The organism is Kitasatospora sp. NPDC093806 (assembly GCF_040683335.1).
Classification (GTDB): Bacteria; Actinomycetota; Actinomycetes; order Streptomycetales; family Streptomycetaceae; genus Kitasatospora.
Window position 1 is genome coordinate 1 of the sequence record NZ_JBFBDO010000068.1, and the last position, 23,091, is coordinate 23,091.

18 protein-coding genes and 1 CRISPR repeat array are annotated in these 23,091 nt (G+C 72.1%); of the genes, 3 read left to right on the forward strand and 15 right to left on the reverse strand.

Going from position 1 to position 23,091, the window contains the following annotated elements; all coding sequences use genetic code 11:
• Positions 1–91: 91 nt before the first annotated feature.
• From AB0N76_RS26580 to AB0N76_RS26590, 3 genes are all read right to left on the reverse strand, one after another.
• Entirely contained in the window at positions 92–1,516 is a 1,425-nt protein-coding gene (locus AB0N76_RS26580) for an aminotransferase class I/II-fold pyridoxal phosphate-dependent enzyme (RefSeq protein WP_363561082.1), read from the reverse strand.
• A 168-nt stretch (positions 1,517–1,684) separates the two neighbouring features.
• Positions 1,685–2,137 carry a GNAT family N-acetyltransferase gene (locus AB0N76_RS26585; protein WP_363561084.1) on the reverse strand — a complete coding sequence of 151 codons (453 nt, stop codon included), beginning with the start codon at positions 2,135–2,137 and terminating at the stop codon, positions 1,685–1,687.
• A gap of 54 nt (positions 2,138–2,191) precedes the next feature.
• The gene (locus AB0N76_RS26590; RefSeq protein ID WP_363561086.1) at positions 2,192–2,947 is read right to left on the reverse strand and encodes a 50S ribosomal protein L11 methyltransferase; all 756 of its coding nucleotides are present in this window, start codon (positions 2,945–2,947) and stop codon (positions 2,192–2,194) included.
• Positions 2,948–3,179: 232 nt separating this feature from the next.
• Here AB0N76_RS26590 and AB0N76_RS26595 point away from each other — a divergent pair, with 232 nt between their 5' ends.
• Positions 3,180–3,932, forward strand: a complete 753-nt coding sequence (locus tag AB0N76_RS26595) for an SDR family oxidoreductase (protein WP_363561088.1) — start codon at positions 3,180–3,182, stop codon at positions 3,930–3,932.
• 419 nt (positions 3,933–4,351) lie between these two features.
• Complete coding sequence (locus tag AB0N76_RS26600) at positions 4,352–5,551, forward strand: ROK family protein (protein ID WP_363561090.1); 1,200 nt, start codon at positions 4,352–4,354, stop codon at positions 5,549–5,551.
• Positions 5,552–5,697: 146 nt separating this feature from the next.
• On the opposite strand, the gene AB0N76_RS26605 is transcribed toward AB0N76_RS26600, so the two are convergent.
• Complete coding sequence (locus AB0N76_RS26605) at positions 5,698–6,471, reverse strand: GntR family transcriptional regulator (protein ID WP_363561092.1); 774 nt, start codon at positions 6,469–6,471, stop codon at positions 5,698–5,700.
• Positions 6,472–6,784: 313 nt separating this feature from the next.
• Between AB0N76_RS26605 and AB0N76_RS26610 the strand changes: the two genes are divergently transcribed.
• Positions 6,785–7,588, forward strand: a complete 804-nt coding sequence (locus AB0N76_RS26610) for an exodeoxyribonuclease III (protein ID WP_363561094.1) — start codon at positions 6,785–6,787, stop codon at positions 7,586–7,588.
• Positions 7,589–8,022: 434 nt separating this feature from the next.
• Here the strand turns inward: AB0N76_RS26610 and cas2e are convergent, their stop codons facing one another.
• From cas2e to AB0N76_RS26665, 11 genes are all read right to left on the reverse strand, one after another.
• On the reverse strand, positions 8,023–8,301 hold the full coding sequence (cas2e, locus tag AB0N76_RS26615; protein WP_350882445.1) for a type I-E CRISPR-associated endoribonuclease Cas2e: 279 nt from the start codon (positions 8,299–8,301) through the stop codon (positions 8,023–8,025).
• Positions 8,298–9,320: a type I-E CRISPR-associated endonuclease Cas1e gene (cas1e, locus tag AB0N76_RS26620; protein ID WP_363561096.1), complete on the reverse strand. Its 1,023-nt coding sequence runs from the start codon at positions 9,318–9,320 to the stop codon at positions 8,298–8,300. Before cas1e ends, cas2e begins: the two co-directional genes overlap by 4 nt.
• Positions 9,321–9,323: 3 nt before the next feature.
• Complete coding sequence (cas6e, locus tag AB0N76_RS26625) at positions 9,324–10,097, reverse strand: type I-E CRISPR-associated protein Cas6/Cse3/CasE (RefSeq protein WP_363561098.1); 774 nt, start codon at positions 10,095–10,097, stop codon at positions 9,324–9,326.
• 5 nt (positions 10,098–10,102) lie between these two features.
• Entirely contained in the window at positions 10,103–10,969 is an 867-nt protein-coding gene (gene cas5e / locus AB0N76_RS26630) for a type I-E CRISPR-associated protein Cas5/CasD (protein WP_363561100.1), read from the reverse strand.
• Positions 10,969–12,120, reverse strand: a complete 1,152-nt coding sequence (gene cas7e / locus AB0N76_RS26635; protein ID WP_363561102.1) for a type I-E CRISPR-associated protein Cas7/Cse4/CasC — start codon at positions 12,118–12,120, stop codon at positions 10,969–10,971. The genes cas5e and cas7e overlap by 1 nt, the downstream gene beginning before the upstream one ends.
• Before the next feature lie 53 nt (positions 12,121–12,173).
• Entirely contained in the window at positions 12,174–12,776 is a 603-nt protein-coding gene (casB, locus tag AB0N76_RS26640; protein ID WP_363561104.1) for a type I-E CRISPR-associated protein Cse2/CasB, read from the reverse strand.
• Complete coding sequence (gene casA / locus AB0N76_RS26645) at positions 12,766–14,487, reverse strand: type I-E CRISPR-associated protein Cse1/CasA (RefSeq protein WP_363561106.1); 1,722 nt, start codon at positions 14,485–14,487, stop codon at positions 12,766–12,768. Before casA ends, casB begins: the two co-directional genes overlap by 11 nt.
• Positions 14,488–14,712: 225 nt before the next feature.
• The gene (cas3, locus tag AB0N76_RS26650; protein WP_363561108.1) at positions 14,713–17,610 is read right to left on the reverse strand and encodes a CRISPR-associated helicase Cas3'; all 2,898 of its coding nucleotides are present in this window, start codon (positions 17,608–17,610) and stop codon (positions 14,713–14,715) included.
• A 172-nt stretch (positions 17,611–17,782) separates the two neighbouring features.
• A CRISPR array of direct repeats spans positions 17,783–20,678; the repeat unit is 27 nt; unit sequence TCGACCCCGCGCTCGCGGGGGTTGCTC.
• A 188-nt stretch (positions 20,679–20,866) separates the two neighbouring features.
• Entirely contained in the window at positions 20,867–21,067 is a 201-nt protein-coding gene (locus tag AB0N76_RS26655) for a hypothetical protein (protein ID WP_363561110.1), read from the reverse strand.
• Positions 21,068–21,176: 109 nt separating this feature from the next.
• Entirely contained in the window at positions 21,177–21,764 is a 588-nt protein-coding gene (locus AB0N76_RS26660) for a hypothetical protein (protein WP_363561112.1), read from the reverse strand.
• A 253-nt stretch (positions 21,765–22,017) separates the two neighbouring features.
• Positions 22,018–22,494 (reverse strand): phospholipase D-like domain-containing protein, encoded by a 477-nt coding sequence (locus AB0N76_RS26665; RefSeq protein WP_363561142.1) that lies wholly within the window; start codon positions 22,492–22,494, stop codon positions 22,018–22,020.
• Between the last annotated feature and the right edge of the window lie 597 nt (positions 22,495–23,091).

Consider the following 23,091-nt stretch of genomic DNA (forward strand, 5'->3'; position numbering starts at 1 on the left):
CGATCTCGGACGGGCCGACTTCCCGCGCAGGCCGGGACAGGCAAACGGTCGGCCCGGGAGGGCGCTTCCTCCCGGGCCGACCCGTTGTCCCCTATCCCACGATGACCAGCTGGGAGAGGGCCTCGGCGACGCGGTCGACGGCGGCGCAGACCTCCTCGGGTTGGCGGGCGGTGTAGCAGAGGCGGAAGAAGCCGGGGGCGAGGCAGTGCATGGTGCCGCCGGGGAGGAGGGAGACCTCGGTCGGAGGTGCGGCCAAGTAGTTGAAGAGCCAGAGCTCGTCCGGGTCGAGGTCGCCGCTGTTCGCGGTGATCGGCAGCGGCGGGAGGGTGTACGCGCCGACGGGCGGGCGCTTGCCGAGGTAGGAGGTCAGGTCCAGCCAGAAGAACTGCGCGGGGTTGTCGCCCTCCAGATGGACGAAGGGGATGTCCCGGGCGGTGAGTCGGTCCTTCACCTGCTCGAAGCTCTCGCTGAGCAGGTCCTTGTAGCGCCGCATCGCGTAGTCGGTGTACAGCTCCGGGCTGCCGTTGACCGTGCTCTCCAGCACCGAGCCGACCACGTAGTGCTTCAGCGAGTCGAAGGGTGTGAACCAGGACATCGGGTGCTTCTTCTCCTCGATGCCCTTGGTGCCGAGCATCGCGCGCTGCACCGGCCCGTACTTCGACACCACGAAGCCGGTCCGGAAGCCGGAGAGCCCGAAGTCCTTGGCGAAGCCCCAGACAACGTGGACCCGCTCCGGATGGGCCCGGTAGGCGTCCAGGGCGAGGGCGCTGGTGAACGGCACCCGGACGCCGTGGACTTGTGAATGTGCGTAGATCTCGTCGGAGATGATGTGCATCTCGGTCTCGTCCATCACCCACGCGTAGATCTCCTCCTGGAGCGCCTTGCCGTAGTTGACGCCGAGCGGGTTGTGCGGGTTGGTCAGCACCAGCAGCCGGGGGAACTTGTCGTTCAGCCGGTGGTACCGGAAGTACGCCTCCTTGATCACGGCCAGCGAGAGCCGGAACCGCTCCGGCCCCTCGGTGGGCAGCCTCACGGGGACGCACTCCAGCTTCGGGCGCTGCTCGAAGGACCAGTTGAACCCCTGCCAGTACGGCGCCGGCAGCAGCACCGCGTCCCCCTCCAGCAGCGGCGGCGGGCCGGGCTCGTCCGGCTTCGGCGCGTCCTGGAGCGCGAAGGCCAGGCACTCCAGTGCCGAGCCGACGCCCGCCGTGCCGAAGACGTCCCCCGCCGCCACCGGGGCGTCGAACGCCTTGGCGAGCAGCGCCGCGACCCGCGCGCGCAGCTGCGGCGTGCCGTACGCCGAGAAGTAGTGGAGGTACTCCTCGGGCAGCAGGGCGGTGTGGTCGAACACCATCTTCTGCATCGAGTCCTCGTAGACGAGGACGTTCTCCGCGACCGACAGGTCGACGGCGGTGTCCGGGGCGAGGTGGCGGTGGTAGAAGGCGAGGGCCTGCTCGAAGTCGGGGATCTGCGCGAGCAGCTCGGCGGGTTCGATCGGGCCGGTCGAAACGGTCATGGCGTGGTGGCTCTCTTCCAGGTGCGCCGGGGACCGCGGAACCGAATCGGTTCGCATACGGATGGTGCCAGCGCACCACGCCCCGACGGCCCCCGCCAGCCGTCCGCGCCCATCCGGCGGCCGGGGCTCATCCGGCGACCGACCCTGGCGCCGACGGCTCCCGGTGCGTCAGTCCGAGGCCAGCGGCTTCACCCAGCGCGACCACTGCGGCTGCGCCTCGTACCCCGCCGCGTGCCAGGTGCGGTGGCCGAGCGCGTTCTCGTCCAGCACCATCGCGTCCACCCGCCGTCCGCCGAGGGCCGCGAAGCGCTGTTCGGCGGCTGAGATCAGGGCGGCGCCGATGCCGCGGCGGCGGTGGTCGGGGTCGACGGCGAGGCGGTAGAGGTGGCAGCGCCAGCCGTCCCAGCCGGCGATCACCGTGCCGAGGAGGACGGCCGGGTCGTCCGCGCGGGCGGCGACGAGCAGGCACTCCGGGTCGCGGGCGAGCAGCGCCGCCACGCCGGCGGCGTCGTCCGTGATGCTGGTGCCCTTGGCCGCCCGGGCCCAGAGGGCGAGCACGGCGGGGATCTCGTCGGGGGTGGCGGCGCGCAGCGAATAAGAGTGGTTCTGATCGTCGGTCATACCGATGTGTCTACCAGGGCCCGGCCGTGCCCCGCCGAGGATTTCACGGCAGCCTCAGCGGGCGTCCGCGAGCGCCCACACCGTGGTCGTCTTCAGCGCCGCGTCCTCCAGGTCGGCGACCACCGGGACGTCGTACGCGGCCAGCGCCGTGAACCGTTCGCGCGGCAGGTAGGCGCGCCCCGGGTCGCCGACGATGACCGTCGCGCCGCGGGCCCGCGCGCGTTCGAGGAACGGCAGGAAGCGGGCGGCCATGGCGCGCTCGTAGAAGACGTCCCCGGCGAGCACGACCTCGGCCGGGGCGCCGTCGCCGTCCAGCAGGTCCTCGACGGCCGCGTCCACCCGGACGCCGTTCGCCTCCGCGTTGAGCCCGATGGCGACGACCGCGTACGCGTCGATCTCGGCAGCCCGGACGGCGCGGGCCCCGCGCAGCGCCGCCGCGATGCCGACCAGGCCGGAGCCGGCCGCGAGGTCCAGCACCGTCCGCCCGGCGACCAGTTCCGGGTGGTCCAGCACGTACCGGGCCACCCCGACCCCGCCCGCCCAGGCGAACGCCCAGAACGGCGGCGGCAGTCCGCGCTCGCCGCGCGCGGACTCGGTCGACTCCCACAGCGCGATGGCGTCCTCCGCCATGTGCAGGCTCACCTCGGGCACGAACGGCACGGGCACGAGGCGCGTCTCCGCTCGCACGAACTCCCGGTCGGACGCCCGGTCGGATTCCCGGTCGGACTCCCGGTCGGACGGGGAGGACGGGGCACGCGGGGAGGTCACGGCGGGCCCGCCCGCCTGGGCGGGGCGCGTCTCGTTCAGCATGCGCAGCAGCATAAGGCTCCTGACCTGGCGCTCCGCGCACGCACCGGATCGTCGGACGGTCAGGCCGGGCGGCGAGGGAGGGTGCGGGTCCGGCAACGGAGGTTGGACGACGGAGCCCTGACGGTTCATCAGAAAGACGGCGCGCGACCAGCCGAAAGCGCCCCCGGCGGGCCCGCGACCGGTAGGTTCTGCGAGGGGCCGGTGTGCGACCGGCCGGAAACGGGGAGTCGCGGTGTCGGACAGGACGCTGACGGGTCGGGCCGCGGTCGTCACCGGCGGCTCGCGCGGGATCGGGCACGCCGTGGTCGAGCGGTTGGCGGCGGACGGCGCGGACGTCGTCTTCGGGTACGCCAGCGACGACGCGGCCGCCGCGGACGTGGTCCGCGCGGTCGCCGCCAAGGGCGCCGGGCGGGCCCACGCGGTGCGGGCGGACCTCGGCGAGCCGGACGGCGCGGAGCGGTTGATGGCGGCGGCTGAGGAACACCTCGGCGGCCTGGACATCCTGGTCAACAACGCGGCCCGCTCGTTCAGCCGGACGCCGCTCGCCGAAACCGACCCGGCCGAGTTCGACGCCGTGCTCGCCGTCAACACCCGCGCCGTCTTCCTGACCATCCGCTACGCGGCGCGGTGGATGCGCGCCGGCGGCCGGATCGTCAACATCTCCACCCTCAACACCCGCCGGCCGGTCGACGGCATCGCGCCCTACCTGGCCAGCAAGGGCGCGCTGGAACAGCTGACGGTCGCCGCCGCACTGGAGCTCGGGCCGCGCGGGATCACCGCCAACACCGTCTCCCCCGGACCGATCGACACCGACCTGCTGCGCTCCGTCAACACGCCGCAGGCGCTGGAGACGGTGGCCGGTCTGACGCCGCTGCGGAGGCTGGGGCAGCCGGCGGACGTCGCGGACGTGGTCGCGTTCCTGGCGGGGCCGGACGGCCGGTGGGTCTCCGGCCAGAACCTCGGCGCGACGGGCGGCCTGGGCTGACGGGGCCGCCCACACCCGCATCCGCATCCGCACAGCATCCGAACGGCCCCGTCGTCGCCCCCTCCGCCGGCCCTCTCCACCGCCCCCTCCACCAGCTCACGAACGGCCCGCCGCCGACCCGCGGACGGGGCTGGCGGGGCCCTCGGGACGGTGCGGTGAACGGCGGATCACGGACCGCCCCCCGGTGCGTACCATTTCGATACCGAAGCCTGGGTGAGCTGCGAGGATGCTCGCCGGGCGAGGCCGCACCCGGGTAGCATCCGGCTCGGGCCACCCGGCCCGGCGCAGGCGGCCCAGCGCCGCCGTGCCGGCCTGTCGGGCGGCGGACTCTCGCGGGCCACCCGGTCGTGCCATCCGGCGATGCCCGCGTACTCGGCACGCGCGCCAGGGCAGTCGCGCGAACGGCGAAGGGCAGCGTCTTGGCGGATCGACTCACCGGTGGCGACTCCTCACTCCTGCGGCGGATCAACGCCGCGGTGACCCTTCGCGCCCTGCGGGCCGGGCACGCCGTGACCCTCACCCAGCTGGTCGGCGACACCGGGCTGTCCCGGCCGACCGTCGAGGGCGTGATCGAGGGACTGGTGGAGACCGGCCTGGTCGCCGAGGTCGAGCAGCCGCAGCAGGGGACCCAGCCTGGCCCCGGCCGGCGCGGGCGCCCCGCCCGGTGGTTCCGGTTCCGGGCCGAGGCCGGGCACATCCTCGGCATCGAGATCGGTGTGCACGACCTGCGGATCATCCTCGCCGACCTGACCGGCGAGGTCGTCGGCAGCCACTGCCGGACGGTCGACGAGACCATCGACGCGGAGGAACGGCTCGCCGCCGTGCGGTCGGTGGTGGCCGAGGTGCTGCGCAAGGCGGGCGTGTCCCGGGACAGCCTGTGGGCGGTCGGCGTCGGCACGCCCGGCATCGTCGACCGGGACGGCACCGTGCAGCTCGGCACCGCGATGCCCGGCTGGACCGGCCTCGACCTCGGGGCCCGGCTGCGGCGGTCGTTCCGCTGCCCGGTGATGATCGAGAACGACGCCAACCTCGCGGCCATCGCCGAGCACTGGCAGGGCGCGGCGGTCGGCGCCGACGACGTCGTCTTCGTCATGGCCGGCCTGAGCCCCGGCGCGGGTTCGCTCATCAACGGCCGCCTGCACCGGGGTTACGGCGGGGCGGCGGGCGAGATCGGCGCCCTGCACCTGCTCGGCCAGGAGGTCACGCCCGAGCGGTTGCTCTCCACCACCGGCAAGCCGCTCAACCCGCTGGACGAGGCGGCCGTCGCCCGGGTGCTGCGGCTGGCGCGCGAGGGCGACGAGGTGGCGCAGGTCGCGATGGACCGCTTCCTGACCCGGCTGGTGCAGAGCGTCGCGGCCCTGGTGCTGGCCATCGACCCGCAGTTGGTGGTGGTCGGCGGCTGGGCGGCCGGGCTCGACGGGGTCCTGGACCCGCTGCGCGAGCGGCTCGCCCAGTTCACCCTGCGCGCGCCGGAGGTGGCGCTCGCCGCCCTGGGGTCGGAGGTCGTCGCGATGGGCGCCCTGCGGGTGGCGCTCGACCAGGTGGAGGAGCAGCTCTTCGCCGTCAACCCGCCGGCCGACCCGGCCCCCGCCACGGCCGCCGCCCCCGCCCGCGCCTGACGGGGCCCGACGGCGCCTGACCGGGGCGGCTCCCCCTGCCCCTGGCCTCTCTCCATAGGCCCCTACAAGGCCTGGAAACGGCCCAGGCCCGGACGCTTCCGACTGGAAGGCGTCCGGGCCTGGGCCTGAGGGTTTTCGGAGATGGTTCAGGAGGCGGCGGCACCGACCGGGGTGGCGCCGACGGGGGTGACCTCGACGAGGCCGGTCTCGCCGAAGGTGAGCTTGCAGGTGTCCGCGCGGTAGGTGGAGACGGCGAGCGCCACCAGGCGGCCGGCCGCGGCGTACTGGGTGGTCATCACCAGCACCGGGGAGCCGGGGGGCCGCTCCAGCAGGGCGGCCTCCTCGGCCTCGGCGACGCCGAGCTCGACCGAACGGGACTCGCCGTCGACCTCCAGCCGCTCCAGCTGCCGCAGCACCGAACGGGCGCGGTCGCTCTCGGCCCGGAAGCCGGGCAGGTGCGGCAGCGCGGCGGCCGGCACGTGCAGCGACTCGGTGGCCATCGCCTGGCCCTGGACGAGGCGGACCCGGCGGACGGTGTGCACGGTCGCGCCCTCGGCGATGCCGAGCGCCTGCGCCAGCCGGGGCGCGGCCGGGGCGGTGGTGCAGTCGACGGTGCGCCAGGACTGGCTGCGGGCGGCGCCGGGCCAGCCCTCCTCCTGCCGGTTCACCGGGACGCCGACCCGGGGGGCGGCGATCAGGGTGCCGATGCCGCGCCGGCGGACCAGGCGGCCCTCCAGCTCCAGCTGGTCGAGCGCCTGCCGCAGGGTGGCCCGGGCGACGCCGAAGCGGGCGGAGAGCTCGCGCTCGTTCGGGAGGATCTGGCCGGTGGAGAACTCCGTGTCGATGGCGCGGAGCAGCACCGTGCGCAGGTGCCAGTACTTCGGTTCCGGTACCGCCGTGAGCTGTCCTGTCGTCCCCACCGTGTCCTCCACCCTGGTTTCTTCCGCACTGCCGAACACCCTGCCGGACCGCCCTACCCGGACGACCGGCCGAAAGAGGGGCGGCGCCGACCCGCTGTCCGCTGTTGCGGCAGGTGGGAGAGCGGGCTTTTTCCGTCCTTCTTTATTAAAGGTCCTTGCAGTAAGTGACCCTAGGGGCTCGGCCGGGAGATGGTCAAGACCAATGACGGCGCACACCGGGCCCACCGCACACTTTCATGTCGCGTTCACGACAGCTCCGCAAGCGGACGCGTCGCACTGCGGGTCCGCCCACCCCACTCGGTAGGCTGCCCGGGTGATCGTGGTGACGAGTGTGAATGTGAACGGAATCCGGGCCGCCGCCAAGAAGGGCTTCATCGAGTGGCTGGCCGCCACCGAGGCGGACGTCATCTGCCTCCAGGAGGTGCGCTCCGAACCCGGGCAGCTACCGGTAGAACTGCGCGACCTGGACGGCTGGCACGCAATCTGGGCCCCCGCCGCCGCCAAGGGCCGGGCCGGCGTCGCCATCCTGTCCCGCCAGGAGCCGAGCCGCACGGTCATCGGCTTCGAATCGGATGAATTCGACAATTCGGGCCGATACGTCGAAATCGACCTGCCCGGCCTGACCGTCGCCAGCCTCTACCTCCCCTCCGGCGAGGTCGGCACCGAGCGCCAGGAGGAGAAGGAACGCTTCATGGCGGAATTCCTCACCCACCTCGGCAAGCTCCGCACCCGCGCCGCCGCCGACGGCCGCGAGGTCGTCGTCTGCGGCGACTGGAACATCGCCCACCGCCCCGAGGACCTCAAGAACTGGAAGGCCAACCAGAAGTCCGCCGGCTTCCTCCCCGAGGAACGCGCCTGGCTCTCCCGCGTCTACGACGAGGCCGGCTACGTCGACGTCGTCCGCGCCCTCCACCCCGACCGCACCGGCCCCTACTCCTGGTGGTCCTACCGCGGCCGCGCCTTCGACAACGACTCCGGATGGCGCATCGACCTCCAGGTCGCCACCCCGGCCCTGGCCGCCAAGGCCGTCGAAGCCTACGTCGAGCGCGCCGACACCCACGCCGAGCGCTGGTCCGACCACGCCCCGGTGACCGTGGCGTACGACCACCAGTTCTGACAGCTCTCCGTGGGCAGGGCTCCTCAGGAGACTGGGGAGCCCTGCCCAGACGTCTCGACCCTCACGGCCTGGGCAAAGGCCCGGTCCTCCGGGCGCGCGTGCCGGGCCGAATCGGCCGGCTACCAGGTGGGTACGCCGGTGCAGGAGCTATCCCCGTACATGCGGGGCCGACGGGGTGCTGCGGCGGGCGAACATGCCCGACCGGGAGCAACCCCCGCGAACGCGGGGCCGACGCCCTGCTCACCTACGACCCCGGCAGCGGGGTGGAGCAACCCCCGCGAGCGCGGGGCCGACAGCTTGATCGCAGGCTGGCCGGGGCCGAGGAGGGAGCAATCCCCGCGCGTGCGGGGCCGACTGGCAGGGCCACACCGCGCGGTCGACGACCCGGGAGCAATCCCCGCGAGCGCGGGGCCGATGCTTCGTGACCTGCGGGTTTACCGGCGGGGGCGGGCTGAGAGGATCAGTCCGTCGAAGTCGACGGGCTTCCAGCGGTCCTTGCCGGCGGTGCGGACGGTCCAGCCCTGTTCGTTGGTGGCGGGTTCGACGAGGACGGCTTGGCCGTCGCCGATGCGGGTGGCGAGGAGGTCCCAGAGGCGGTCGCGGATGCGGCGGCTGGGGGTGCCGACGAAGACGCCGGCGTTGACTTCGACCATCCAGCGGGTGAGGTGGCCGCGTAGGCCTTCGGGGGCGGCGATGAGGATGATGACGGTCATGGGCTGCTCGTGTCCTGGGTGAACTCCGGGCCGATGATGGCTAGGTGTTCGTCGCCCATGCCCCGGTCGAGGGCCTCGGGCGCTGGCTCGCCTTCGCTTCCGGACCAGTTGACGCCGCCCTGGACCGTGCCGACGCGTTCGTCCCAGAGCTCGTTGACCTCCATGTCGGGCATGTCGGTGCCCTCCGGGCTGAGGAGGGTCTTGACGTCGTGGACGATGCGGCCGAGCAGCTTGTCCTGCGCGATGCGGTCGCGCAGGCCCAGGCGGGCGTCGCGCTCCTCCGTGTGGCCCTGCTGGGCGAGGTCGAAGGCGAGGGGGATGGTGTATTCGGCCTTGTAGAGGTCGGCGATGTCGAGGACGAAGGAGGTGGCCAGGCCGGTGTGGACGAAGCCGAGGCCGGGGCTGGCGCCCAGGCCGGTGATGACGGCGTGGCAGATGCCGTAGAGCGCGGCGTTGGCCGCCGACAGGAGGCGGTTGAGGTCGTCGCCTGCGGCGTGGGCGTCGCCGGCCTTGTAGACGCGGCCGTTCCAGGCAACGCCGGTGCGCCGCGATTCGGCCTGGTAGAGCTTGCGGATGCGGGCGCCCTCGCGTCCGCGCAGCTGCTGCATGGTGGCGGCGCTGACGTCCTCGCCCGGGAACCGCATGCGGTACATGTTCCGTGCGACGGCGAGGCGTTCCTTGGTGCGGCTGACCAGCCACGCCTGCCGGTTGAGGAGCGCAGCTCCGCGGCTGGGGCCCAGCCCGGCGGCGTACATGCGTACTCCCTGTTCGCCGACCCAGCACACGGTGGTGCCGGAGTCGGCGAGGAGGTTGACGGCGCCGTGGGTGATGCGGGTGCCGGGGCCCAGGAGCATAACGGCGACCATGGCGGCGGGGACGCGGACGGTCTCGCGTTTGTTGATGATGACGACGGCGTTCTCGTCGCGGTCGATGTGGCTGCGTTCGACGTAGACGCTTGAGATCCGGTCGGCGAGGCGGTGCAGGTCGTGGGGGTGGGCCTTCCACCAGATGTCGGCCATCGGTCAGCCTGCCCCTGGCGGCAGCGGGGCGAGGGTGAGCAGGCCGCAGCCGTACGCCTTGGAGGGGCCGATGCCGCCGAGGAGGGCGGCCTGCAGGAGGGCGGGGTCGCTGATGCGCAGGTGGCCCTCGAAGGTGGCGGTGGTGAGGGTGACCGGGGTGCGGGTACCGGGCTTGGTGAAGGTGCTGCGGCCGCGATCGGTGATCCTCACCTCCCGGGCGGGCTGCGCATCGCCGGGGGTGTCCGAGGCCGGCGGTGCGAGGCCCGGCGCCGGCTCGTCGGTCCGCGCTTCGGGGACCGTGAAGCCCCAGCGGGTGGTGCGGTCGAGGAACCAGGTGAGCTGCTGGGCGGCCGTGCGGTGGGCCATGCGGTAGGAGCGGTGGTGGAGTTCGGCTTCGGTCTTGGTGCGGTGCGGGCTCGCCTTGTCCGGCTTGGAGGTGTTCTGCACGGGGCTGGCTTTGAGGCGGAAGGCGAACTCCCGGCCGACGGCGAGCTGGGCGAGCAGCGGGCTGTAGTCGCGGATCGCGTAGTGCTCGCCTTCGGCGTCGGGCCAGCCGGCCTGTTCGACGATGTGGGTCCAGTCCGGCTTGGACGGGGTGAGGACCAGCAGCATCGGGCGGCGCGGGTGGTCGGCGTCCAGGCGCCACAGGATCCGGTCGCCGGGGGCGGTGTCGGGGATGCCGGCCAGGACGGCGCCGTGCAGGGCTCGGGGGTTGGCGAGCAGGTTGCGGCTGGCGGCGCGCAGGGGGTTGATGCGGACGCGGGAGAGGTAGGTCATCTAGGTCACCAGCCCAGCAGGGCGAACGGGTCGTGGCCGCCGGCGTCGGTGGCCGGGTGCGTGGTCGTGGCGGACGGGTCGAGGCCGGTGGGGACGCTGAGCCATTCGTGGCGGATCCGCCGGATGGAGAAGCCGCGTTCGCGGGGTGCGAAGGTGCGCGGGACGTCCTGGAGGGTGTCCTCGCCCGCCGGGTCGTCGAAGGTCGCGGCCAGGTCGATCCGGTGCGGCGAGAACGGCTCCGGCCGCCGTTCGGCCCGCCGCCGGTAGGCGTCCCTGGCAGGCGCGCCCGCCTGCCAGGGCTCTGCGGCCAGGACGTCCTCCAGGGTGGCGTCGCGCACCGCGCCGAGGACGATCGGCTGGGTCGGGACGCACGAGCGCCGGCCGAGCGCGAGGGGGAAGGCGGGGCGGCGGATCGCCTCGGCGAGCGCCGTGACGAGCATGGCCGGGCCCTGGACGGCGGCGACGAACACGGCGTCCTGGAGGTAGTAGCGGTGGGTGACGTAGGTGTCCTTGGCCGGGGAGGTCGGCTTCTGCAGGCCCTTGGCGTTGACGCCGGCCTGCGGGAGCGGACGGCCGCGGTAGTCGCTGACGGTGTGGTAGTCGCGCAGCAGGGTGCCGGGCTGGTCGATGCGCACGCCCAGGCGCAGGCCGACGAGGTCGGTGATGTCCGCTTCGCGCGGTCGGCCCGCGGCGGCGGCGAGCAGGCCGACGACGCCGGACTTGGTCGGCTGGGGCCGGCTGTCGCGGCGGTTGAAGGCGCTGCGGTCGCCCCAGGACTGGAGCGGGCCGGCCAGGCGCAGGACGAGGACTGCCTGCGCGTCGTCCGGCCGGTCCGCGGCGGGGGCGGGACCGGGGGTGGGTTTGATGGGCATCAGTTGCCGTTCACCCGCTCGGTGAGGGCGGCGCGCAGGCCGTCGCGCAGTTCGGTGAAGGTGCGGTTCGCCCCGAACGAGTCCGCCAGCTTCTGCCCGGTCTCCTCGGCATCGGTACCACTGCCGGTGCCAAGGGTGTGGCAGATGGCGAGGTATGCCGGTTCGTCGCCCCACTGCTCGGTGGCGGTGGCGAACTCGGTGGCGAGGCGGCGCGCGGACTCGACGACGATGCCCCGGCTCGCCGGGACGGGGTTCTCGTAGGCGGAGACGAGGTTCACGGGCTGGTCTGCGCGGACGACGACGGCGACCAGGCTGGGGCGGGTGCGGTGGGCGAAGGAGTTGCCGTAGCCGGTGGGCATGGAGCGGGCGAAGGAGTCGACGAACAGGTCGACGGCGTCGACGGCGGCCTTGTCGTCGCCGAGGTTCTCGCGCAGCTGGTGCAGGCCGACGGTCGCGTAGCGGTAGAGGGTGGCGGAGTTGAAGCCGATGGTGCCGATCATGCCGGCCCCGGTCTCGTCGGCGGTGTTTTCGTCGTCGACGGCCGTGTAGTAGTCGAATTCGAGTTCCGCGGCGTGGGTGGAGATCGCGTGGGCGACCTGGGTGGCGGCGTCGACGTTCAGGCTGGGGATGTCGGCGACCATGCGGCCGAAGAGGGCGACGTCGGCCGGGTGGCCGGTCTTCAGTTGCTCCTTGACCGGCAGGGCCTTGACGGCCTCCTCCAGCGCCTTGGCGTCGAGGGCGGCGAGGTCGGCGGCGCTGTCGGCGACCAGGTCGACGATGCCGGCCAGCTGGCGGCGGCCGTAGAAGAGGAGGTAGGCGGTGTCGCCTTCCTTCTTGCCGGCGGAGATCCCGGTCGTCTTGATCAGGGCGTCGGCGATCCGCTGCGCGTCCTCCGCCGCGACGGGGGTGCGTTCGGCGATGCCTTTGGCGAGCTGGGAGGCGATCCGCTTGGTCCGGGTGGCGAGGTCCTGCCGGTCGCGGCTCTCGGCGAAGTGCAGGCGCGTGGCGCGCTTCCAGGCCTGGGAGGAGACCCGGGAGCGGCGCTTGCCGCCGAAGTAGGCCTCCTTGGGGTTGCCGTTGTCGTCCCGGTTGAGGTTGGCCGGCGGGACGGTCTGCAGGATGTGCACGTCGATGTAGAGGCGGTCGGTCATGCGCTTCTCCTCGGGGATGGCGGTACGGGCAGCTGGGAGGCGGGCAGGCGGGCTCAGTCGGCGGGCGCCTTGTCCTTCCACGCCTGGTAGCCGACCGCCCACTTGAGGCGGACCTGCGGGCGCCGGTCGGTGTGGTGCCAGGCCTGGATGTCGGCCATCAGGTGGTTGTAGTCCAGCGGCTGCCCGACGGTGCGCAGTTGGGTGATCAGGCCGCGCAGGTGGACCAGCAGCGCCGACACGCTGGTGGCGCCCGCGAGTTGGGCGACCCGGGTGTCGAGGGCTTCCTCGCTGAACTTGCCGCTGCGGCGCAGGGCGCGGAGTGCCTCGCCGAGTTTGACGCCGCGGCGGTGCATCGGCGTGGCCTGGCTCTGCTGGTGCAGGCCGTAAAGGGCCAGGGCGGCGTGCTCGGCCTTCTGCTCGTCGGAGACCTCGTCGCGCAGCGCGAGACGGTCGTCGACGTCGCAGCTGTAGAGCGGCCACATCCTGGGGCTGTCCATGGCGGGCCGTCCGAGGCCGGAGCGCATGGCGGCGAGGTCCTCGCCGGGGGGTCGGCGTAGCTGCTTGGTGCGGGGGTCGGTGCGCCAGGTGTGGTCGGGGGCGGTGAAGTCGTCCCAGTACCGGCGCTTTTTGCGGTTGGTGGTGTGCTCAGTAGTCAAAGTCCGCTCCAGAGGCGGGGTCGGAATCGAGGGCGGGTCCGGTCTCGGCTTCGCGGGCGGCAGCCGCCTGCCGGACGGCATCGGCGTGGCGGGGAAGGATCTCGTCGACCTGGCGCCGGAAGTTGGCGACGGCCGTGCCGAGCCGGTAGGTCTGCGCCTTGCCCGCTTTGCCGCTCTGGTCGAGCGTCCGGCCGCCGAACGTGGTGGCAGGTGCGGCCAGCAGGAGCGTGTTCGCCGCCTCCCAAGCGTGGCGGTGGGCGACCTGTTCCCACGCGAGCCGGCCCCGCTCCAGGACGTCCTCGTCGTCGCCGGCTCCGCGCACGCCCGCGAGCAGGCGGCGCACCAGGGGGTCGAGGGTGTGCAGGAGGAGGTCGCCGGGGCGCTGGCCCTTATCCCAGGGGATGGGGTCGGTTCCGGCGGCGCGGCGTAGGTCCGCGGAGAGGTTGTTGACGGCCCTCGCGAGGAGTTCCGCCTGTTCGGCCGCGTCCAGGAGAAGGAGGTGGGCTTCGCTGTCCTGGTGGAGAGCGAGCAGTGGCAGGGGGATGGCGTCGTGGATGACGTCCTCGACGACTGCGGACTGGGTACCGTAGACCATGCCGAAGGTCTCGACCTGCAGCGGATAGTCGGCGCCGAGCTTGCCGCTCTCCTGCAGGCCGCTGACCTCATCGAGCAGGACGCTGGTCTCGAAGGCCCCGTCGGCGCTCTGGCGGGTGGGGGCGAGGAGGGCGTCCAGGCCTCGCCAGGCGGCCTTGCCCTGCGTGTGGCGGCGCGGCCGGCGCTCGGGCAGAGCCGTCGCGGACTTCTTGGCGGGGGCGGTGAACGTCCAGGCGGTGTGCGGTTCCTGCTCGGGCAGCGGCGTGAGGCGGTCGCCGGCGCTGATGACCACCCGTGCGACTCGCAGCTGCCCGGCGTCGTTCTGGTGTGGGATGAGGCGGATCCGCCGTGCCTGCCAGGTCCACAGGTCGAGCAGGCCCTTGGCCGCGCGCGTCGACCAGGCGGGGCCGTGTGGGCCTCGCGTCCACTGCGGGGTGCCGAGGACGCTGGGCGGGGTGACCGGGAGGTTGAGCATGAGGGTCTCGTACAGGGTGCGCCCGGCGGGGACGATGACGCCGAGCTGGCCGAGCGGGCCGGTGGGGTTCCCGGTGGTCTTGCCTGCCTTGACCTGGTCGTCGCCGACGACGCCGGTCTTGATCGCCGCGGTGTCCCAGCAGTGGGTGTGCACGAGCCAGTGGGCGGCCTGGGCCGGTGTCAGGTCGAGCGGGTCCGCGTCCGTGCGACTGGCGAACAGCGGGACGTTGTTGCCGCTCGCGGCGGTCGCCACGAGGGCGGCAGAACCCTTCGTCTCGTCCTTCGCGGTACGCAGCCCCGCGACCTGGGCGAACGGGGCGGCCGGGTCGAAGAGGTCGAACTTCGCACAGTGATCGTCGAGATAGACCTGAAGGAGTTTGCGCTCGCCCTCGGCGAACCCGCCGTTCTGCGTGAGGCGCTCGCCCTTCTCGCGAAGGTTCCCGGGCGCTCCGGTGGCGTGGGCGACGACGGGCAACAGGACCTGGCGCAGGAGGGCCGGGAGCTGGGTGGAGAACTCGACGACGATCCCCTCGAACTCGTGGGCCCGGGCCAGGACCTCGGCGATCCCCAGCTCAACGGGAGGGCCTCCGCCGACAGGCCGCACCGTCAGCCACGGTTCGTCGACAAGGTTGTACCCAGACACGCACTGTTCTCCCAACTGGCCATGTTTAGCTCGTTGTTGAATCATCGTGGCATCATCGGCGGCCGATCGTGGGGCGAATGCTTGAATTGCCCCTCGGCCCCGCAGGTTCACTCGCGCGGGGATGGCCCCTGGCCGTGTTTGGCCGCCCGTGACGGGCACAAGTCGGCCCCGCGCTCGCGGGGTTGGGTGGTGGGCCCGGCAATCGCCCGGCCCACCACCTCACCGTCATCCGTACCGGGGTCCCCCGCTCACCACGAGGCCGAGGTCGTCGTCGTAGCGCAGCCGGAAGTCTCCGAGGGTCGCTTCGCCGTCCTCGTCGAGTTCGAGGGCCAGGCTGTAGCGCAGCCAGGGGTGGTCGCGCCAGCCCGCCAGCGGGCCGAGCGCCTGCTCGGCTGCCGCTGTCAGTTTGGCGGGGAGGCGCACCGTTCCCGCGAGGACGTCGTCCAGCAGTTCTGTGGCGACCACGCCGTTAGGCCCGAGCCTGCGGCCCGTCATCGCGTGGCAGCCGTCCTCGGTGCGGCGTACAAGCACAACCTCCGCGCTCCGTTCGCCGTCACGGACGAGTGCCTCGAACTGTCCCTCGGTCAGCTTGCCGTGGGCGCCGCGGTGCAGTCCGGCCAGGGTCGGTTCGCCCTGCTCCCCGGCGCGAGTGAGCAGGTACTGGGAGGCGTTCTCGCGGCGCTTGGCCTGCCTTTTGTCCCAGTCCTGCCGGGCCTGCGTCTCGGCCTCAGCCCATGTGTCCGGGACGACGGGGCCGGTGCCGTACACGCGGGCCACCAGGTCCGGCACCTGACGGGGGATGCGCCACGTGTCCCCGCCGTCCTTGGTCACCCGCTTGATCTCGGCGGCCGTGCGCAGGAGCAGGTAGCGGCCGTAGATCTTCTCGGAGGCGCCCAGGATGTGCGGTGCCTGGTCGTCGTGGAGGTGGAGGCCGGTGACGACCACGGTGGGCCGGGACAGCCGGTGGGGGCGTTTCACGCCGTCGTGGCGGTGGAGGCGGCCGATGCGCTGGAGGAGCAGGTCGACCGGGGCGAGGTCGGTGATCAGCAGGTCGGCATCGACGTCGAAGGACTGCTCGGCGAGCTGGGTGGCGACGACGATCAGCCGGTCGGGGCGCTTGTGTCCCTGGCCGGGCGGTCCGAGGAGCTTCAGCACCTCCTGTGTGCGGTCCGCCCGGTGGCCGGCGTGCAGGCGGCCGTGCAGGAGGCGGACGTCGGGGCCGAACTCCTTTTGGAGGGCTTCGAAGGTGGACTGGGCGCGGGCGACGGTGTTGCGGATGACCAGGGCGCATCCGCCGTCGGCCAGGCGCTCCTTGAGGCAGTCGGCCACGGCCGTATCGGCCGTGGCCGTGTCGTCCTGCCGCCCTTCCTGGCCGGTCGGCGCCGGCGGCTCGTCGAGCACCTCGACCCGGACCTGGAGGTCGTCACGCCACGACTGGGCACTCTCGACCAGCAGCTCCGGCCGCCCGTCCCGGCCCGGCCAGACGGCCGTCACGCTCGGATAGCCCTGCGGCTCAGGAAGCTCCAGCGCCGCCGGGTCCTGCGCCGACTGCGAACCGGCCACGTAGGCGGCGACCAGACGGTGCCGCTGCTCGGGCGGCAGGGTCGCCGACAGCAGCACCACCGGCACTCCAGCCTGCCCGAGCCACCACAATCCCTCCAGCAGGAACTGAGACATGTAGACGTCGGCGGCGTGGACCTCGTCCAGGATCACGACCTTGCCGGCCAGGCCGGCCACCCGCAGCATCACGTGCCTGGTGCGGGTCGCGGCATACAGGAGCTGGTCGATCGTGCCGACCGCGAACGGGCTGAGCAGACCACGGCGCCGACCGAGGAACCACTCGGCGGGAGCCCTGCGCCCACCGCCCTCGCAGCCGTCGAAGCAGTCGGCCGCCATGCCGAACTCGTCCTCCCCCACCGAGGTGAACGGGTCGTCCGCGCCCTGCCCCCACTCCCCCGCGCCCTCCAGCAGGGCGCGCCACTCCTTGTTGAACATCCGCTTGCCGTGCAGCAGCGCGACCTGGTCCTCCAGGCCGTCCTCGACCTCGTGCAGCCACGAACGCAGCTGGGTGAACATCGGGTCCGCGGTCGCCTGGGTCGGCATGCCCAGGAACACCCCGTCCGCGCCGTGACGGGCCGCCATCAGCTCGGCCGCCGCGAGCGCTGCCTTCGTCTTCCCCTCCCCCATCGGCGCCTCGACGATCACCAGCCCCGGCCCGCCCATCCGGCGCACCACGTCGAGGACCAACTCCTGCGAAGGCCTCGTTCCGTGCCCGAAACGGTCCCGGAACGTCTCCGGCCCGGGCACCGCCAACGTGCCCCAGCCACCGCGCAGTCCGAGCCTCGACCATGCCGCCGAAGCCCGCCGGCGCGCCTGGGGCATCGTCACCTTCGACAGATCCGACACGCCGGTGAAGTGCCGCTCGTCGCTGGCGATCCAGTCCGCCATCACCACGAAGCCGGACAGCTGAAGCTGCATCGCGCGACTCGGCACCAGAGCGGGCTCAACCGCGGCCAGCGGCGACTCACCCTCGTAGCCGACCTCCCGCGAGAACACCTCCGCCAGGGCCAGCTGCGCGAGCTTCCACGACCGATCGTGGCCCTGCAGCTTCTCGTTCTTCTTGGGCGGCTTCAGGTCCCCTTCCGTAGGGATCAGACCGTGGTGGCCGGCGACCAGCGGCCAGACCCAACCGACCTGGTCCTCACACCACTTCGCCTCGGCGAGCAGCGCCCTCAGCACCCGGGCACCGGCCTTGTCGTGCCGCCAGGACGCCCCCTTCACCGCGTACTTGTCCCAGGCGAGCCCCGCCTGCCGGACCGCGGCCGCCCCTTCCGCGTCCAGGTGCTGGAACACCGGCGTGGCCTTGCCCAGGTCATGGATCCCGCACAACCACGCGAACAGACGCCGCCCCTTCCCCGCACCCCCCGCCAGAGCGTCCAGACGCCACCGCGTCACCTGCGGCAGGTACCGGTCCCAGACCAGCTCGGCAACCGCGGCGGTGTCCAGCATGTGCGACAGCAGGAGATTCACCGTCCCCCCGGCCCGCCCCGCCGACTTGCCCCACAACGCACCGAGCCAGCCCCTGACCTCCGGTGGATACCACCGCCAGCGATCCTCGACCATCGTCCCGACCTCCACGTACGAGTACGCTGCGGAGCGTAGAGCCCGACACTGACAATCCACCCGGACAGAACAAGAGACGGCGACAACGCATGAGCTCCTCAACAGACCGTCCACCGAATCGAACTGAATCAATCGGAGCCCACTGAGGAGAATCGCCGCAGGTCACCAAGTATCGACCCCGCGCTCGCGGGGGTTGCTCCCCTTTGACCGAAGGAGACACCTGATGTCCAGCATCGACCCCGCGCTCGCGGGGGTTGCTCCACGGTGCCGGACTGGAGCCCGGGCGCCGTCGAATCGACCCCGCGCTCGCGGGGGTTGCTCTTGATCTCCCTCCACCCCACCGGCACCAACGAGATCGACCCCGCGCTCGCGGGGGTTGCTCCCGGGTGGACGACGGAACGTTCCTCGCGGGACTATCGACCCCGCGCTCGCGGGGGTTGCTCCCTCCAGGTCCTCGCCGAGGCCGCCGGCTGCTCATCGACCCCGCGCTCGCGGGGGTTGCTCCGATCCGGACGACACGCCCTTGGGCACCTTCCGATCGACCCCGCGCTCGCGGGGGTTGCTCCGCCGGCTGGGGGCCGGTGCCGGTTCCGTGGTGATCGACCCCGCGCTCGCGGGGGTTGCTCCCAGGAGGACCAGGCGCTCGCCGCCGGACTGCGATCGACCCCGCGCTCGCGGGGGTTGCTCTCCAGGACGCTCCCCGAGGCCTCTCCCTCTCAGATCGACCCCGCGCTCGCGGGGGTTGCTCCACGGTCATGGCGCCGAGGCCGATCACGGCGCCATCGACCCCGCGCTCGCGGGGGTTGCTCCACGGTCATGGCGCCGAGGCCGATCACGGCGCCATCGACCCCGCGCTCGCGGGGGTTGCTCGCGCGAAGCCACATTCGCACTACCCGACGGGGCATCGACCCCGCGCTCGCGGGGGTTGCTCCCAGCGCGGCTCGGCGGGGGACCTGACCCTGCCGTCGGCCCTGCGCTCGCGGGGGTTGCTCCACCGGCGGGTCCGGCACCCACACCTGGTACGTGGTCGGCCCCGCGCTCGCGGGGGTTGCTCCCTGCGGCCCGCCGGCCGGCGGCCAGGTCCTCGGTCGGCCCCGCGCTCGCGGGGGTTGCTCCTGGTGGATGTTCACGTCAGGTCCCCTCGTCCTGTCGGCCCCGCGCTCGCGGGGGTTGCTCCAGCCATTCCCGCTATTGCGCAGTCCCGGGACGGTCGGCCCCGCGCTCGCGGGGGTTGCTCCCGCGACTTGGTCGGGTGGGAGACGGGCGACACGTCGGCCCCGCGCTCGCGGGGGTTGCTCCCGCATCACGGCCGGCCGCCCGTCGTGGCAGACGTCGGCCCCGCGCTCGCGGGGGTTGCTCCCGGTACTCGCGGGCTTTCGTCGCGTCCAGCTCGTCGGCCCCGCGCTCGCGGGGGTTGCTCCTCGTCGAGGACGACCGCGATGAACGGCATGGTGTCGGCCCCGCGCTCGCGGGGGTTGCTCCCCTGACGGATGGTGAGTGGGCGGACGTCGTGCGTCGGCCCCGCGCTCGCGGAGGTTGCTCCCGCGGGGACCACCGGCTAGCGGGTGTCCAAGGGTCGGCCCCGCGCTCGCGGGGGTTGTTCGGCCGGCCTCCGCGGCCGTCACCTTGTGCTGTTGTCGGCCCCGCGCTCGCGGGGGTTGCTCCTTGCTGCGGGCGGCCTTGCGGTCGGCCTTGGCGTCGGCCCCGCACTCGCAGGGGTTGCTCTGCCTTCAGGTGCCTGCCGCCGGCCGCGGCCTCGTCGGCCCCGCGCTCGCGGGGGTCGCTCCCCGTGGATCGGGAGGTAGAGCTCGGGCCCGCCGTCGGCCCCGCGCTCGCGGGGGTTGCTCCCTCTCCGCCTACCTGTGGATGATCAGTGGAGAGGTCGGCCCCGCGCTCGCGGGGATTGCTCCGTGGCGGCGCTGAGCTACCTCCTCGGGGCGTCGTCGGCCCCGCGCTCGCGGGGATTGCTCGACGGGTTCGGCAAGGCGGTCCGGGACATCCTGGTCGGCCCCGCGCTCGCGGGGGTTGCTCCGCGGAGCGGGTCTTGACCTCCAGCGCGCACGCGTCGGCCCCACGCTCGCGGGGGTTGCTCCGAGCGAGGCTCGCCACGGGTCAGCGGTCGCCGGTCGGCCCCGCGCTCGCGGAGGTTGCTCCGCCTGCTTCGCGTCCGCGCTGGACGGCCTGCTGTCGGCCCCGCGCTCGCGGGGGTTGCTCCTGCGAACGCCGGTAGGCCCAGGCGGACGCCCAGTCGGCCCCGCGCTCGCGGGGGTTGTTCCACCTCGACGCCCGGCCGGGCCGCCCTCGGACACTCGACCCCTCGCTCGCGGGGGTTGTTCCGCCAAGAAGGCGGCCCGCACGGCCGCCGAGCGCTCGGCCCCGCGCTCGCGGGGGTTGCTCCGATGCCTGGTAACCGAGTCCCTGCACCGGAGAATCGGCCCCGCGCTCGCGGGGGTTGTTCCTCCGGGTCCGGGGCGACGATATCCAGCTGGCCTCGGCCCCGCGCTCGCGGGGGTTGCTCCGTCGACGTGACCCGCAACCTCTGAAACGACAGCTCGGCCCCGCGCTCGCGGGGGTTGTTCCGTGGCGCCCGCGACCACGGCCAGGCCGGTGAGGTCGGCCCCGCGCTCGCGGGGGCTGTTCCGTGGCCGCGTACCCTCGTTCGGCCCGCTCTGCGTCCGCCCCGCGCTCGCGGGGGTTGCTCTCGTGGTTGGAAATCCAACCAGGCAGGTTGAGGGTCAGCCCCGCGCTCGCGGGGGTTGCTCCGGGAGATTCATGCCGGCCACGGGCTACTCCGGGTCGGCCCCGCGCTCGCGGGGGTTGCTCCACCGGCGACCTGCGCGCCATGGTGGGACAGACGTCGGCCCCGCGCTCGCGGGGGTTGCTCCTACTTCATCGGCGGCTGCGACTCCTTCCCCGTGTCGGCCCCGCGCTCGCGGGGGGGTGCTCCCGGGCGTCCTCGTTTTCGCGTTCGGCGCGCAGTCGGCCCCGCGCTCGCGGGGGTTGCTCCCGGCGGCTCCGAGGTGCGCGCGCAGCCGGTGCGTCGGCCCCGCGCTCGCGGGGGTTGCTCAGCACCCATCATCAGCAGGCCTGTCGTCCTCCGGAGATCCACAACATCCAGCGGGACGCCGTCGACCAGCGCACCGCCAACGCGTCCCGCCTGCGCCCGGACCGAGTAGCGGCCTTCGTGGCCCGAGATCTCCAATAACAGGGAGTCGCGCTCCATCGCTTGTCCTCCGCGCTCCTTCGAGTCCGCGTCTCAGCCGGAGGTAGCCGCGCCGCCCCCGAGGTCGGCCCGCAGCGCCACCACGGCCTGGTCCGCCACATCACCGCCAACGATCAGCTCCACCTGCGCGGCCGGTTTCTCACCGGGAAGGTCCGCGACGTTCAAGTATCCAATGCCGTGGCGGGTCAGGATATCGCCCACCGCCGCGGCGTCGACACCCTCGGGTAGGTCCAAGCCCAGAATCTGTCGCCCGTGCTCGTCGCCCCGGTAGACGACCGTGGGCCACTCGTGCTCGTCACCGTTCCCATGCGGACGTGGCATTTCCCGCTCCAATCACGGACAGTCACAATTGGGAGATCACCGCCGCGAGGACGAGGGAGACCTCGGCCAGCAGCAAGAGGACGGCACATCGGTAGTACGCGGCCAGCTCTTTGATCTGCTCCTTATTCTTCTTCAGGGTCTCCACCAGCTGCAGCACCAGCTCCCGATCCACGGGAGGATCGTTCGCCGCGCCCGACCGCGGGTCCAGCACACCGAGCACGCTGTGACCGAACGTAAAGGTCCTCGGCCAGAGCACCATCATGACGAAGAATCCCTGCACCAGTACGACGCACAACAAGGAGATGGCCGCCCAGAGCGGGAACTCGACCGCGCTGTCCTTCCCGACCAGGTGCACGGATGACGAGAACGTGACTACGAAGGCCGCGGTCGCGAAGATCCCGGTCGCCCTCGTACGAAGGTTCCCGACCGTGCGGTCCTGGGCGGCGAACAGGTCCATGGCCACCTTGTAGGCCAGCTTCACCCGCTCCTGCTCGGCCGCCTCTTCGGCGGCCTTGTCCGCAGCAGCTTTATCCGCCGCCACGTCCGGTTCCGTGGAGTCCCGAGCGGCGTTCATCCTGCGCAGGCACCACAGCGCGTGCAGGCTCTTCATGACGCCCTCCTGGGATCGCTCCGATCCACCCCGAGGCGCGCACTATTACGTCCTTGGCCTCTCTCCTTCACGATAGCCGCAGCTCAGCGGGGTGTCGACGCGCGGTCGCCCGGCCACGATATTGGCGGCTACCAACCGCTCGCATACCGAGGCCTCGGACAGTAACGGGTTGGCAGCTTCCCCGGCCAGCGCGACTGACTTGCCTGACATTGCGCCCAACCAGCGCCTGACCTCAGACGGGTACCACTGCCTCCTAGCGGCGTTCCTGATCGATCAGCTCGATGTAGCGACGGTACTGATCGTCGGCGGCTTGTCTGTTGCTGACGAGGGTCCCCTCTTCCATGCGGTAGGTGCGGTCGGGGTCGCCACGGAAGGAGAGCCAATTGAAGCTTGTGGCGATCCAGATGTCGTCGAAGACGAGGATCTTCGCGTGAGTGGACTTCAGGCGGGCGACTGTGAGCTTGGCAGGGTAGCGGTGGGCTAGGTTCTCGAGCTTGTGGACGGCCGCAGGGTCGGTCTTGGTGTCGTTCTCTTGGTAGCCGTAGGCGATGTGGACGGTGGTGCCGCGCTTGAGCCGGCTCTCGAGGTTGCTGAGGAAGTCGGTGGTGATGATGGCGCTCTTGATCCAGGAGGAGATGATCAGGATGCGTTGTCGAGCCTGGGTGAGAGCTTCGTCCAGCAGGTCGGGGTGCTCGAAAACGCTGATCGCGCGGACCTGATCGCGTTGTATAGCGGCTCCAGTCTGGCTTTGATCATCCGATTATTGGATACCGAGCTGTCCCAGCCAGACTCCAGCATTCGCACGATATGAGGGTGCTCGACAGCTTTGAGCGCGGCGGTCTCTCGCTCCAGGAAGACCTTGATAATTTCGTCGTCGCGCCGCTTGAGTAACTTGAACGCCGCGAACTACCTGTCACTGTCGCTATTTGCCGTGTCGACGGCCTTCCGAACCTCCGACAGACCGCCGCTGCGCGCGCTGTCTCCCACCAGCAGGAAGCGATCGTTGATCACATGCGGTCCCACACACGCTCCTCGTCCAGCACCGGCATCAACTACCGGTCCGGCCATCCTGCCGGCCCAGGACTCCTCAGTTGGATGATTCGGCAGATCCGGTCTTGATCGTGGCCGACTCTTCGATAACTACAGTGCTCGATGCTCGACCAACATATTGCCTACCTTCGACTTGTTGCTACCTGCAGCCGAGGGCAGAGGCTAGCGCCGAAGCCGCTCCCCCACGCGGAAGCGGCTCGTCGAGCCCGTCGATGGACGGCCGTCAGTTGCTCGTCCGCCTCGCGAACTACGCCGAGCATCCAGCACGTTCCAGCTG